General features: G+C 63.5%; 15 protein-coding genes and 1 pseudogene. 12 read left to right on the forward strand and 4 right to left on the reverse strand.

The annotated features are described in order from the left end of the window. From GM676_RS19300 to GM676_RS19315, 4 genes and pseudogenes are all read right to left on the reverse strand, one after another. Positions 1–591: pseudogene (locus tag GM676_RS19300) on the reverse strand (tetratricopeptide repeat protein); the annotation flags it as partial. Further along, entirely contained in the window at positions 588–2,453 is a 1,866-nt protein-coding gene (gene mshL / locus GM676_RS19305) for a pilus (MSHA type) biogenesis protein MshL (protein ID WP_229262771.1), read from the reverse strand. The pseudogene GM676_RS19300 and the gene mshL, both read right to left, overlap by 4 nt. Before the next feature lie 62 nt (positions 2,454–2,515). After that, positions 2,516–3,439, reverse strand: coding sequence for an ExeA family protein (locus GM676_RS19310; protein ID WP_229262772.1), 924 nt, complete (start codon positions 3,437–3,439; stop codon positions 2,516–2,518). After that, positions 3,436–4,152 (reverse strand): ABC transporter ATP-binding protein, encoded by a 717-nt coding sequence (locus GM676_RS19315; RefSeq protein ID WP_155465520.1) that lies wholly within the window; start codon positions 4,150–4,152, stop codon positions 3,436–3,438. Before GM676_RS19315 ends, GM676_RS19310 begins: the two co-directional genes overlap by 4 nt. 113 nt (positions 4,153–4,265) lie before the next feature. Here GM676_RS19315 and GM676_RS19320 point away from each other — a divergent pair, with 113 nt between their 5' ends. From GM676_RS19320 to GM676_RS19375, 12 genes are all read left to right on the forward strand, one after another. Next, the gene (locus tag GM676_RS19320) at positions 4,266–5,972 is read left to right on the forward strand and encodes a GspE/PulE family protein (protein ID WP_155465521.1); all 1,707 of its coding nucleotides are present in this window, start codon (positions 4,266–4,268) and stop codon (positions 5,970–5,972) included. A 3-nt stretch (positions 5,973–5,975) separates the two neighbouring features. Beyond that, positions 5,976–7,208 (forward strand): type II secretion system F family protein, encoded by a 1,233-nt coding sequence (locus GM676_RS19325; protein WP_371866298.1) that lies wholly within the window; start codon positions 5,976–5,978, stop codon positions 7,206–7,208. Positions 7,209–7,215: 7 nt separating this feature from the next. Beyond that, entirely contained in the window at positions 7,216–7,734 is a 519-nt protein-coding gene (locus GM676_RS19330) for a hypothetical protein (protein ID WP_155465522.1), read from the forward strand. Positions 7,735–7,762: 28 nt separating this feature from the next. Then, positions 7,763–8,293, forward strand: a complete 531-nt coding sequence (locus GM676_RS32805) for a type II secretion system protein (RefSeq protein ID WP_155465523.1) — start codon at positions 7,763–7,765, stop codon at positions 8,291–8,293. Positions 8,294–8,318: 25 nt separating this feature from the next. Further along, a complete protein-coding gene (locus GM676_RS19340) occupies positions 8,319–8,906 on the forward strand; it encodes a pilus assembly FimT family protein (protein WP_267875646.1) in 588 nt (195 codons plus the stop codon). Then, positions 8,896–9,546: a type IV pilus modification PilV family protein gene (locus tag GM676_RS19345; RefSeq protein WP_155465525.1), complete on the forward strand. Its 651-nt coding sequence runs from the start codon at positions 8,896–8,898 to the stop codon at positions 9,544–9,546. The genes GM676_RS19340 and GM676_RS19345 overlap by 11 nt, the downstream gene beginning before the upstream one ends. Further along, positions 9,543–10,433, forward strand: coding sequence for a type II secretion system protein (locus tag GM676_RS19350; protein ID WP_155465526.1), 891 nt, complete (start codon positions 9,543–9,545; stop codon positions 10,431–10,433). Before GM676_RS19345 ends, GM676_RS19350 begins: the two co-directional genes overlap by 4 nt. After that, positions 10,430–10,885 carry an agglutinin biogenesis protein MshP gene (locus tag GM676_RS19355; protein ID WP_155465527.1) on the forward strand — a complete coding sequence of 152 codons (456 nt, stop codon included), beginning with the start codon at positions 10,430–10,432 and terminating at the stop codon, positions 10,883–10,885. Before GM676_RS19350 ends, GM676_RS19355 begins: the two co-directional genes overlap by 4 nt. Before the next feature lie 184 nt (positions 10,886–11,069). Next, the gene (gene pilM / locus GM676_RS19360; protein ID WP_371866299.1) at positions 11,070–11,948 is read left to right on the forward strand and encodes a type IV pilus biogenesis protein PilM; all 879 of its coding nucleotides are present in this window, start codon (positions 11,070–11,072) and stop codon (positions 11,946–11,948) included. Then, on the forward strand, positions 11,945–12,655 hold the full coding sequence (locus GM676_RS19365; RefSeq protein ID WP_211923265.1) for an MSHA biogenesis protein MshA: 711 nt from the start codon (positions 11,945–11,947) through the stop codon (positions 12,653–12,655). Before pilM ends, GM676_RS19365 begins: the two co-directional genes overlap by 4 nt. After that, positions 12,652–13,401, forward strand: coding sequence for a type II secretion system protein M (locus GM676_RS19370; protein WP_155465529.1), 750 nt, complete (start codon positions 12,652–12,654; stop codon positions 13,399–13,401). The genes GM676_RS19365 and GM676_RS19370 overlap by 4 nt, the downstream gene beginning before the upstream one ends. After that, complete coding sequence (locus GM676_RS19375; RefSeq protein ID WP_229262773.1) at positions 13,398–13,724, forward strand: MSHA biogenesis protein MshK; 327 nt, start codon at positions 13,398–13,400, stop codon at positions 13,722–13,724. Before GM676_RS19370 ends, GM676_RS19375 begins: the two co-directional genes overlap by 4 nt. Positions 13,725–13,731: the final 7 nt, after the last annotated feature.

Consider the following 13,731-nt stretch of genomic DNA (forward strand, 5'->3'; position numbering starts at 1 on the left):
TGCGGCGGCCGGCCCATGCCCGGTCGCGCCGCCGGCCGAGGCCGGGCTTGGCCGGGCCTGGCTGGCCGACGCCGTGGCTGCGCCAGCGATGGCGCCAGATGTGCGGAACGCCATCGCGTCGGCATCCGCGCCAGATGGGCTGGTTCCAGGCGCCGAAGCACCGGCGCCGGCCGGGCTGAGCGCGGACGCTTCCGCAGCCGCGCCGGATTTGGCGGCCGGGGTAAAGGCGAGCGTGTCGTCCGGCGCCGCAGTCGCGGGGCTGGCCGGCGCGGACGGATCGGGGGCGAAGTCCAGCGTCAGGCCGGGGCCCTTATGGTCGCTGGCGGCCGGCAATGGGCTGGGCGACGGGCGCGGCTCCAGGCTGGCCGCCACCGGCGGCGGCGGCTGGTCCGACATCGGTTCCAGGCTCAGACTATCCAGATTGAACTCGCGCTTGGCCGGCGCCGGGGCTGGCGCGGCGGCGGGCGCCGGTTCCGGCGTCAGCGCCAGAATCTCGTCGAAGGCTTCCGACGGTTTATCCAGCTCCTCGTCGGAGATCGAGTTTTGTTTTGCGCGCTCGGCTTTCTTGAGCGCTTGCATCAGGAGACTCATGATCCATTAGCCTTAGGAACGGGATTCGATTCAGGAGCGGTCTGGCCCGGCAGGATGTAGCGGTAATCCTTGTAGTCGCCATTGATGCTGGCGTCCTTGACCACCACCGGCCGCATGAAAATCACCAGCTCGGTCTTGGTGGTGTTCTCGTTACGGTAGGAGAACAGATCGCCCAGCAGCGGAATGCGGCCCAGCACCGGCACGCTGTCGCGCGCGTTGTCGATGGAATCCTGCATCAGGCCGCCCATCACGGCGATCTGGCCGCTGTTGACCTTCATGATGGATTCCAGCTCGCGCGCCTGGATCACCGGCACTTCGCTGGTGACGTTGGCGGTGGCCAGCGCCGGATTCGGGTCCCTGACCTTGCCGACCACGCGGGTGATGGTCGGGCGCACGTTAAGGGTGACCTCGTCGTTGTCGGAAATCTGCGGCGTCACACTCATCACAAAGCCCACCGGCACGGTTTCCAGGTGCGATTCATAGGTGGCCGGCGTGGTAACGCCGCCATTGGGGTTGAGGATGGCCGGCGTCACCTTGATCGAGAAGAAGACGTTGTTGTCGACCACCTTGAGCAGCGCGGTCTGGTTGTTCAACACGCTGATTTTCGGGCTGGACAGCACCTTCACCTTGCCGAACGATTCCAGCAACTGGATGGTGGCGGCCACGCTGCCGAGGCGGCTGGTCGGGTTGGTGTAGTTGAGCAGGAAGATGCCCGGGGTCGAGCCGACCGTCACGCCGCTTGGCAGGGCGCCGACCTGGCCTTGGGTCAGCTTGAGGTTGCTGTTGCTGGTCAGGCTGGACCAGTTGATGCCCTGCTGGTAGGAGTCGCTCAGCTTGACTTCAATAATGGTGGCCTCGATCAGCACCTGGCGCTTGGCCGCGCCCAGCACCAGGTCGAGGAATTGCTGGATCTTCTCATGCTGGCGCGAGGTGGCGCGCACCGCGATCAGGCCGCCCTCGGGATTGACGATGACCGAATTGGTGCGATTGGCGTTGCTGGCCTGTTGCAAGCCGCCCAGGTTCAGGGCCGGCGCCGGCGCGGCCGGCTGGCCCAAGCCGTTGGCCGGCAATCCGCCCGGCTGCGCCGCCTGCTGGCCGCCCAGCGGATCGATCGGGTTGTCGCTGATATTGGTCGCGCGCAGCATGTCGCGGATATTCTTTTCCAGGTTAAACCAGAAATTATTGTCCGAGCGGTTGTTCACCACCGTGGTGGAGTTGTTGGTGCCGTTGGCGGCCGGGCCGTTGTTGCCGGACTGGCCCTGCTGGTTCTGGCTGTTGGCGCCGCCGGTGACATTGACATTGACGTTGTTGCTGGTCGACTGCAGTTGCTGCTGCGACGCCTGCACCGGGTTGGAGCTGCTATCGCCGCCGCCACCGGTGGTGGAAATCTGCGTGGCGATATTCACGCTGCTGGCGGTGCTGCGCGCGATGTTGACGTAGTCGACCTTGTAGTTGCGCCATTCCGGCGTGTCCGGCAGCACGGTCAGGGTTTCGCCGTTGATTTCATAGCGCATGTCGACCTGGCGCTGGATGCGGTTGAGCAGCTGCGGCAGGCTCTGGTCCAGCGCGTTCAACGTGACCAGGCCGTCGATGCCGGGGTGGATGTCCACGTTCAGGCCGGCGTCGCGCGCCAGCGCGAACAGCAGCGACTGCACCGGCACCTTGTGCACCGTCACCGAGTAGGTGGCGACCTTGGCGGCCGGCTTGGGCGGCGGCAGCGCGATGCTTTGCTGGACCGGCTCGGGAATCGCGCCGGCGGCCGGCGGCGGCTCGCTGATGTGGGCCGGGGACGGCGTGATGGGATGGCTGGCGCAAGCACTCAGCAAGACGCTGCAAACCACGGGGACGAAGGGAGTGCGCATTATTTTCATCGGTTCAGGTCGCAGATTTTTGTTGTGCTTTTGCAATTATAGCTGGCATGATCTTACAAATTCCGTGCCGCCGCAAGGAGCAACAGGCAAATCAAGGCCAGCGCGCCCCCTATAACAACAGCGCGGGGCGGCAGGCGCCCGCCCCGGCGGCGGAATGGCGATTCCGAAATGGCCTGGCGCGCGTGGCTGGCCTCGACCGTGTCGGCATCGTCGGCAAACGCCGCCAGCAGCGCCTTGTCGGCCAGGATGTTGATGCGGCGGACGATGCCTTCCGAGGCCTCGGCGATCAGTCTGGCGGCGGCCGGGCTGAACAGGGCGGGGCCTTCGTGGCCTGCCGCGCGCAGGCGGAACGCCAGGAAGTCGCCGGTCAGGTCGGCCTGCAGGGCCGGCACCCTGAAGCTGTGGGTGATGCGTTCCTTCAGCTGACGCATGCTGGACAGTTCCAGATGCGTATCCAGCTCCGGCTGGCCGAACAGCACGATTTGCAGCAGCTTGCTGCGCGCGGTTTCCAGGTTGGTCAGCAGGCGGATCGCTTCCAGCGTGTCGAGCGGCATGGCTTGCGCCTCCTCGACCAGCAACACCACCTGGCGGCCGGCGCTGTGCCTTGCGATCAGCTCGGCATGCAGGCCGCGCTGCACCTCGTCGGCGCGCAGGCCGCTGGTCGGCAAGCCCAGCTCGGCGGCGATGGCATGCTGCACTTCCAGCGGATTGAGGTTGGGATTGACCAGATAGATGACGTCGATGTGCGGCGGCATGCGGCTTTCCAGCATGCGGCACAGCATGGTCTTGCCGGTGCCGACCTCGCCGGTGACTTTAATGATGCCTTCGCCCTGGCCGACCGCGTACAGCAGCGCCTCCAGGATATCGCCGCGCGCGTTCCCCGCATAGAAGAACGCCGGGTTGGGCGTGATGTTGAAGGGCGATTCGCGCAGGCCGAAATGGGATTGGTACATGGTCGTGGTGGCGTCAGGCGTCATGCGATACAGGTGAGGAAGGCTTGTTCCAGCGTCTTCGCGCCAAAACGCGCGCGGCATTCGGCCGGGGTGCCGCTGAAACGGATCACGCCGTCGTGCAGGATGGCCATGCGGTCGCACAGCTCGTCCACGTCGGCCAGGGCATGCGAGGTCAGGAATACCGTGCCGCCGCCCCGGTGCAGGCCGCGCAGCTGCTCTTTGAGGAGCGCGCGCGCTTTCGGGTCCAGTCCGCTCATCGGCTCATCCAATATATAGAGAGGCTTGCGTGCCAGAAGGCAGGCGGCCAGGCCCAGCTTTTGAGTCATCCCCTTGGAATAGCTGCGTACCGTGCGCTTGAGCGCGTCCTGATCGAGGTCCAGCGCGGCCAGCATGGCGTGCACGGCGTCCGGCTGATAAGCCAGTCCTTGCAAGGTTAGCAGATAGCGGATGAAGTCGGCGCCGGTCAAATAATAGGGCGGGGTGAAGCGTTCGGGCAGGAAGCCCAGCGGCTGGCGCGCGGCCGGCTGGTGGTGCGGCTGGCCGAAGATCTCGATGCTGCCGCCGTCCAGCGCGCAGAAATCCAGCAGGCATTTGATCAGGCTGGTCTTGCCGGCGCCGTTGACGCCGACCAGGCCGAAGCACTCGCCGGCGCGCAGCTCCAGGTCCACGCCGCGCAGCACGCTGGCCGTGCCGTAGCGTTTGGTGACTTGCTGGAAGCGCAGGGCGGGGAGGATCATGGCCGACACTGTAGCGCATCCGTCCCAAGAAAGCGACACCTTGGCTCGCGTTGTGGCCGCTTTCTGGACTAGAATGGCCGCAAGTTTTAGTGAGAATCTTAAGGAGTCGCGGAATGTCGAGGCCAGAAAAAGTCCGGCTGGGGGAAATCCTGGTGCAGCAAAAGCTGCTCTCGGAAGAGCAACTGGGGCTGGCGCTGGCCGATCAAAAGCGCAGCGGACGCAAGCTGGGCCGCGTGTTTGTCGAGAACGGCTACGTGACCGAGGAGCAGATCGCCGGCGCGCTGGCGCGGCAGCTGAACATCCCCTATCTCAATCTCAAATTCTTCAACATCAATCCGGAACTGGTGCGGCTGCTGCCGGAAACCCAGGCGCGTCGCTTCCGCGCGCTGGTGCTGGAAGACCGCCACGGCGCGCTGCTGGTCGGCATGTCCGATCCGACCGACCTGTTCGCGTATGACGAGATCGCCCGCATCGTCAAGCAGAACATCGAACTGGCGGTGGTCAACGAGACCGAGGTGATGGCGGCCATCGACCGCATCTACCGCCGCACCGATGATATTTCCGACCTGGCGCGCGAGTTGGAGCAGGATCTGGGCGACGTCTCGGTCGACTTCGGCGCGCTGGCGGCGGCCAATCCCAACCTCGAAGAAGCGCCGGTGGTCAAGCTGCTGCAATCGGTGTTTGACGACGCGGCGCAGGTGCGCGCCTCCGACATCCACATCGAGCCGCAGGAAGGCCGGCTGCAAATCCGCTTCCGCATCGACGGCGTGCTGCACCTGCAAACCGAGGCCGATATCAAGATCGCCCCCTCGCTGGCGCTGCGCCTGAAGCTGATGTCCGACCTCGACATCTCGGAAAAACGCCTGCCGCAGGACGGCCGCTTTGCCGTGCGCGTGAAGAACCAGCGTATCGACGTGCGTATCTCCACCATGCCGACCCAGTATGGCGAATCGGTGGTGATGCGTCTGCTGAACCAGAGCGGCACCCAATTGAAGCTGGACGCGATCGGCATGCCGCGCGGCGTGCTGGAGAAATTCCGCGCCATCGTCCAGCGGCCGAACGGGCTGGTGCTGGTGACCGGGCCGACCGGTTCCGGCAAGACCACCACGCTGTACTGCGCGCTGGCCGAGCTGAACTCGGTGGAGAAAAAGCTGATCACGGTGGAAGACCCGGTCGAATACCGCCTGCCCGGCATCAACCAGGTGCAGGTCAACGACAAGATCGAACTGAACTTCGCGCGCGTGCTGCGCTCGGCGCTGCGGCAAGACCCGGACATCGTGCTGGTCGGCGAGATGCGTGACCAGGAAACCGCCGCCATCGGCCTGCGCGCCGCCATGACCGGTCACTTGGTGCTGTCGACGCTGCACACCAACGACGCCGTCAGCACGCCGCTGCGCCTGATGGACATGGGCGTGCCGCGCTACATGGTGGGGTCGTCGCTGCAAGCGGTGCTGGCCCAGCGTCTGGTGCGGGTGATCTGCGAAAGCTGCACCACGCCGTACGAGCTGACGCCGACCGAGCGCGAGTGGCTGAGCCTGGAACTGAACGACAAGGTCGACAAGGGCCGCTATTTCCACGGCAAAGGCTGCTCGCACTGCAACGGCATGGGCTACCGCGGCCGGACCGGCGTGTACGAACTGCTGGAGATGACGCGGGCGGTGGTGGACGCGGCCAACGATCCCGATCCGGCCAACTTCCTGAAAGTGGCGGCCGCGCAGATGGCCGGCGAAACCTTGCGCCGGCATGCGGTGGCGCTGGTGATCCAGGGCCGTACCACGGTGTCGGAAGCAATGCGCATCAGTAACCAGGTCGAGGACTAACCAGTGCCATTCTTTGCCTACAAGGGACGCAACGCGCGCGGCGAGCTGATGCAAGGCGTGCTGGAGGCGGCCGACAGCGGCGCCGTGGCCGATCAGCTATTCAATACGGGCGTGACGCCGATCGAGATTGTCGTTACCAAAAAAGCCACGAGCGACAATGGCGAAACCTGGTGGGCCAAGCTGCTGGAGAAGAAAGTCACGTCGATGGACGTGCAGCTGTTCAGCCGTCAGATGTACACCCTGCTCAAGTCGGGCGTGCCGATCATGCGCGGGCTGGCGGGTTTGCAGGAATCGGCGGTGAGCAAGGCGTTCGGCAAGGTGATCAAGGATTTGCGCGAGTCGCTGGACTCGGGCCGCGAACTGTCGGCCGCCATGCGCCGCCATCCGGAGGTGTTCACGCCGTTTTATCTGTCGATGGTGCGGGTGGGGGAGATGACCGGCCGGCTGGAGGAAGTGTTCCTGCGCCTGTTCGACCATCTGGAGTTCGACCGCGACATGCGCGAGCGGGTCAAGACCGCCACCCGCTATCCGACCTTTGTGGTGATCGCCATGGTGATCGCCATGGTCGTGGTGAATATGTTCGTGATTCCGGCGTTTGTCGGCGTGTTTGCCAAGTTTAATACCGAGCTGCCGCTGATGACGCGGATCTTGATTGGCACCTCCAACTTCACGGTGCGCTACTGGCCGGTGCTGGCGACGGCAACGGCGCTGGGCATCTGGGGTTTCCGCGCGTGGATCGGTACGCCCAAGGGGCTGTACCAGTGGGATAAGTTCAAGCTGCGGATTCCGGTGGCCGGCAAGATCATCCTGAAAGCCACCATGGCGCGCTTTGCCCGCAGCTTTGCGCTGTCCAGCCGCAGTGGCGTGCCGATTGTGCAGGCTTTGTCGGTGGTGGCGCAGACGGTGGACAACGCTTATCTGACCGCGCGCGTAGAGCAGATGCGCGACGGCGTGGAGCGGGGCGACAGCATCCTGCGCACGGCGGCGGCCACCAATGTGTTCACGCCGGTGGTGTTGCAGATGATCGCGGTGGGCGAGGAGAGCGGTTCCATCGATGACCTGATGGACGAGATCGCGCAGATGTATGAACGCGAGGTGGATTATGAGTTGAAGACCTTGTCGGCGCAGATCGAGCCGATCCTGATTGTCTTCCTCGGCATCATGGTGTTGGTACTGGCGCTGGGCATCTTCCTGCCGATCTGGGATCTGGGCAAGGCCGCCCTCCATCGTTCGTAGGGATATCGTGACTTTCTTGGCAACGTTTGTGTCGGCGAAACAACGGGGCGCCAGTTTGCTGGAATTTGCCGTGGCGGTGACGGTGATCGGCATTTTGTTGGGATTGCTGCTACAACGGATATGGTATTACCAAGGCGAAGCGGAGCGGGTGGCCGTACAGATGACGGTGGCGAACGTGCGCACCGCCTTAGAAATGAAGGTGGCCGAAACCAAATTGCCCGGACGCAGCAGCGATTTAACGTTTTTGGCCGAAGAAAATCCGTTTAATTTATTAAAAAACAAACCGGCCAATTACGTCGGCGAATTATTTCAGCCGGATGACAAGGACATTGGCGAGGGAAATTGGTGTTTTAACCGCACTGATAAAAGTCTGATTTATTTGTTAAATAACGGAAATTCTTTTGGAGATGCTCAATCGAAACGTTTGAAATTCAAGGTAAAATTATTTCGCTTGCCCCATAGCCCCGCCAAGCCGTCAGGCACACCAGAACCCGAAGGTGTGGCCTTTGAGCAAGTTAAGGACTAACCTTCTTAGACGATTTGGAGAGAAACAAATGAACAAGCCAGCACTGACCGCAATGCGCAAACAAGCCCAAGGCGGCTTCACGCTGATCGAATTGATCGTAGTGATCGTCATCCTCGGCATCCTCGCCGCCACCGCCTTGCCGCGTTTTTCCACGTTGGGGAATGATGCTCGTGTCGCTGCGCTGCAAGCAGCGCGGGGTGCCCTCATGTCGACAGCTTCAATGGCGCATGGGCAGTGGCTGATCAATCCGCAGAATGCGACCGTGACCTATGAAGGACAGGTCATTACCTTTGCTACTACGGTGGCATCGGGTTATCCTCGTGCCGATGCTGGCTTTGTCGCGGCTTCCGGTATCACTACGACGGACTACACCATCATCCCGGCAGGCACCACTGCTACCGGTACCGCGCCGGCGGCTGCGGCCAACAGCGTTTCGATTGTACCTAACAGCGTTGCGGGTACTACTCGTGCCCTGACTTGTTTCATCAACTATGCTGAACCTACTGCGGTGAACGCGCAGCCGGTTATTACCTTTACCGCCAATACTGCGGGCTGCTGATCCCCAGCGCGTGCTGGTTGCGTTTATGTTCTCGCGGCCCGCACGCTTTAACCGCGCATGCGCCGGCTTCACGATGGTGGAGCTGATCACTGTGATCGTGTTGATCGGCATTCTGGGCGGTATTGGCTATGCCCGGTTTGCCGATAACACGACCTTCGAAAACCGCGCTTACGCCGATCAGGCCAAGACCATCATCCGCTACGCCCAAAAGCTCGCCATCACGCAGAACCGTGCGGTGTTCGTACGCTCCGAGCCGGGCGGTTTCGCGGTCTGCTACCTGAACAACTGCGGCGGCAACGGTGCGCTGGCTCCGGCGCCGGGCGGTAGCAACAGCGGCAGCGCCGCCACCCGCGCTTACTGCACCCTCGGCGGCGCCTACATTGCCACCTGGATGTGCGAAGCCCGCCCCAACGCTAACGTGGTCGTCACCAGCGACACTGTCCGTCCCGAATTCGGCAACGGCGGCGTATTCTATTTTGACGGCCTTGGCCGACCCTACAATGCCAGCGACGTCTTGGGCTCCTCCCATTTTACCCGTATGATCCTGACCTTCACGCGCGGCACCAGCGCCTACCGCGTGACGATCGAACCGGAAACCGGCTATGTCTACTAAGCCGATCCGCCGCCAATCCGGCCTGACCCTGATTGAGCTGGTGATTTTCATGGTCATCGTCGGCGCGGCGGCGGCCGGTATCATGGGTGTGCTCAACATCGGCGGCAGCAGCAGCGCCGACCCGGTGCGCCGTAAGCAAGCCTTGATGATCGCCGAAGCCCTGATGGAAGAAGTGCTGCTGGCCCGCTTTACTTACTGCGACCCGAGCGACCCCAACGCGGCTACTGCCGCCGCACAGGCCAATTGCTCCCCAGGCCAGCAATTGACGATCGGCATACCCGCCGGCGGCCGGCCCTATGGCAACGTCGCCAACTATGGTGGCGCGGCGGGCACGCCCCGGCGCACTTTTATGACCAACGGCGTGGACGTCGACATTAACGGCCGCCCGCTCGGCCAAAATACCGCATTGGCTACCATGGGCAATATGGCGCTGGGCGGCATTACCACCACGGTCACGCTCAACTATCTGGACGGCGCAGCCGGCGGCGCACTGGGGCCGGTCGGACGCACCATCACCTCCGACGCCAACAATCTCAACGCCTTGCGTATCACCGTGCGCACCACCTACGGCACCGGCGCCAACGACTTTGTCGAACTGGATGCCTATCGCACGCGCTACGCGCCCAATCTGCTGCCATGAAGACCGTCCGCACATACACTCTCAGACAGCGTGGCTTCACGCTGGTGGAGGCCATCATCGTCATGGTGCTGACCGGCGTGCTGGCCGGCGTGATGGTGTTGTTCATCCGCCAGCCGGTGCAGAACTACGTCGACGCCGCCGCCCGCGCCGATCTCAGCGACGCCGCCGATCTTGCCCTGCGCCGCATGGCGCGCGAGCTGCGCGGCGCGCTGCCCAACAGCATTCGCACTACCTTCAACAACGGCGTGTGGTTCGTGCAGTTCATTCCGACCAAGGCCGGCGGGCAGTATCTAGCGGTGGAGGACAACACCACCAGTGGTACGCCGCTCAGCTTCACCTCGGTGGCAGCCAACACATTCAGTGTGGTGGGTCCGCTGCCCATCGGCACCGCCGCGATTGTGCCGAATAACGACTTCATCGCCATCTACAACCTCGGCAACAGCATCGTCGGCGCGGACGCCTACACCGGCGCCAACGTCGCCAGCATCACTGGCGTGAACAACCTGACCCGGGTGGTCACGCTGGGGAGCAATCCATTCGCGGTCGCTGCCGGTGGTACGCCCAATGCGTCGCCGGACCACCGGTTTAGCGTGATCACTCCCCCGGTCACGTTCCGTTGCGAGGGTAACGCGAATGGCACCGGTACGCTGGCGCGCATCACCCAGAGCACATTCGATGCGGTGCAACCGCAACCGGCGGTGGGAGGCAATCCGCTGCTAGCCACCAATGTGCTGGAATGCGACTTCAGCGCCACCCAATCGGCCAGCCTGAACAACGGCCTGATCGGCATGACGCTATCGCTGGCGCGTCAGCGCACCGGTGGCGCGGCCAACGGGCTGGAAACGGTCACGCTGGTCCATCAAATCCACGTGGACAATACGCCATGAAGACGACACGCAAACAAACCGGGCTGGCGCTGGTGACCGCGATTTTCCTGCTGGTGGTGCTGGCCGGCCTGGCGGTGGCTGTAGTGTCGCTGAACACCTCACAGAAGGACGCCGCCGTCAAGGATGAATTAGGCACGCGCGCCTACCTGGCCGCCAAGGCCGGCATGGAATGGGCGCTGTTCACCGCGCAACCGGGCGGTGCCGGCACGCCGGCCAGCAACCTGAATTGCGTGGTGGCGCCGATCCAGTTCGCCATGCCGCCCGGGACGTTGTCGGCGTTTTCGGTCACCATCCAATGCACACAGCCGGTGGCAGGGTTCGGCGTGGCCAGCGGCACGGATCCCACTGCCGGCCACTTCCGGATCACGGTCACGGCCTGTAATCAACCGCCGTGTCCGGCGGCCAATCCGGGGCCGGACTATGTACAGCGGGTGATCACGGCGCAGCTTTAAAGTCGCAACTGTGTGGAAATGTGTGTATTTTTGCGGAATCATTGCCATTCTGAGCATATAAATGCGTGCAACTTGAATATAATCAATCATCTAGCGCGTAAACCTCGTGTGTTGATCTATGGGCTTCTTCAAGAGAGCTAAAAAAACCGATGGCTGGCTCACTGTCACTTTTTTGAGGGACGGTGTGTGTGCGGGCCGCGTGCAGCGCCGGCGCGATGCCAAGGCCTTGGTGGAGCTCTCGGCCTTCTATCCGTCCGACGCCAGCTTCTCGCCCGAAGCGCTCGACAAACTCAACAAGGACCTGAAGGCTGGCGGCTACAACTGCGGCACCATGCTCAGCGGCGGCGAGTACCAGCTGCTGATGGTCGACGCCCCCAACGTGCCGCAAGACGAATTGAAAACCGCGGTGCGCTGGCGCTTGAAGGATATGCTCGACTTCCACGTCGACGACGCCACCATTGACGTGCTCGACATCCCGGTGGACGCCAGCAACGCCGCGCGTGGCCACTCCATGTTCGCGATCGCCGCCCGCAATACGCTGATTCAGTCGCGCCAGACCCTGTTCGAGGAGGCCAAGCTGGGCCTGACCGTGATCGACATTCCGGAAATGGCGCAGCGGAATATCTCGGCGTTGCTGGAAACCGACGGCCGCGGCCTGGCCATGCTGTCCTTCGACAGCGACGGCGGCCTGCTGACCATCACCTACAAGGCCGAGCTGTATTTGTCGCGCCGCATCGACGTCACGCTGGAGCAGTTGCGCGAGCGCGATTCCGACCGCCAGCATGCCTGCTTCGACAAGATCACGCTGGAGCTGCAACGCTCGCTCGATCACTTCGACCGTCAGTTCAGTTATGTGAACGTGCTCAAGCTGTTGCTGGCGCCGACCGGTGCCGAGGGTTTGCACGAGCACCTGGCCACCAACCTGTACATGCCGGTGGAGGCCATGACGCTGGATGATGTGTTCGACCTCAGCAAGGCGCCGGAATTGCAGGATGCCGCGCAGCAGCAGCGTTTCTTCCTGACGCTGGGCGCGGCGCTGCGGCATGAGGAGGTGCATCTGTGAGCCAGCAGATCAATCTCTTCAATCCCATCTTCCTCAAGCAGAAGAAGATTTTCACGGCCTTGCCGATGGCCGAGGCGCTGGGCGTGATCGTGGCGGGCGCGCTGCTGCTGAACTGGTACGCGGGGCGCCAGGTGGCGGACCTGGAAAACGAAGCCGAGACCGGCAAGATCATGCTGGCCAAGCGCGAGCAGCGTCTGACGCAGGCCAAGGCGCAGTTCGCGCCGCGCACCAAGGACCCGGCGCTGGCCGCGCAAGTGCAGGAGGCCGAGGTGGAGTTGAAGTCGCTGCACGATGTGTCGTCGGTGCTGCAAGGCGGCGCGCTGGGCAATACGGCCGGCTATGCGGAATACTTCCGCGCGTTCTCGCGCCAGAACGTTAGCGGCCTGTGGCTGACCGGCGTCAGCATCAACGGCGCCGGCAATGACATCGGCTTGCAGGGCAGGGCCATGCAGGCCACGCTGATCCCGAACTACATCGCCCGCCTGACCGGCGAGCGCGTCATGCGTGGCAAGACCTTTGCCAGCCTGGACATCGCGCGGCCCGGCGCTACCGAGCTGGCCACGCCGGCTGTGGCGCCGAGTGCGGCAGCGCCACAGCCGGCGCCAAACGCAGCGGCGCCAAATGCCGCAGCTCTGGCACCGGCCCCGGCGGCCTCGCCGTTCGTGGAGTTCAGCTTGCAATCGACTGTGCAGGAGGCCGCCAAATGAAACAGCAGCTGCTGCAACAATGGATTAAGCTGAGCACCAAACTGGACGCCATGACGCTGCGCGAGCGCGCCATGGTGTTTGTGGCGGTGGTGGCGTCGATCCTGTTCCTGCTGTACACCGTGTCGGCCGAGCCGCTGTTGAATAAGCAGAAGGCGCTGCGCACCCAGATCAAGCAGCAGCAAAACCAGATCGCCGGCATCGACATGGAAATCACCGCCATGGCGCAGGGTTTTGTGATCGATCCGGACGCCGCCACACGCGAGAAGCTGCAAGCGGTACGGCGTGAAATCGACACCACCAGCGCCGGTCTGATGGCGGTGCAAAAAGGCCTGGTAGCGCCGGACAAGATCGCGCCGCTGCTGGAGCATCTGTTGCGCGGTAACGGCAAGCTGAAGCTGATGTCGATGAAGACCCTGCCGGTGACCGGCCTGAATGAGGCGGCGCAAGCGGCTCAGCCGGCCGCGCCCGCCGCCGCACCGGCCCCGGTCGCCGGCGCCGCGGCCGGTCCCGCGCCGGCCGCGCCGCCGCCACCGCCGAAGCCGCGCGAGCTGCTGTATCGCCACGGTGTGGAAATCGTGCTGCAAGGGAGTTATCTGGACATGGTCAATTATATGGATGCACTGGAATCCTTGCCGGTGCAGCTGTTCTGGGGCAAGGCCAAGCTGGACGCCCAGCAGTACCCGAACTCGCGCCTGACGCTGACCCTGTACACGCTGAGCCTGGACCGGAAATGGATGAAGCTATGAAGCGCCTGTTCTGCATCGCCTTGCTGTTGGCCGGCGCGGCCCGGGCGCAAACGCTGGTCGACCCGACCCAGCCGCCGCCGGAATCGCGCCTGCTGCCGGCCGCCGCCACCGATGCGCCTGTCGTGCCGAAAGGCCCGCAGCTGCAATCGGTGCTGATCGGTTCGCACGGCCGCCAGGTGGCGGTGATCGACGGCCAGACGGTGCGCAAGGGTGAAAAGTTTAACGGTGCGGTGCTGGTGGAAGTCCGCAAGAATCAGGTCGTGCTGCAAAACGGCCGCAACAAACAGGTGTTGACGCTGTTCCCGGAACCGGCGGCTAAATAAACGAAGA

The organism is Duganella radicis (assembly GCF_009720825.1).
GTDB lineage: Bacteria > Pseudomonadota > Gammaproteobacteria > Burkholderiales > Burkholderiaceae_D > Rugamonas > Rugamonas radicis.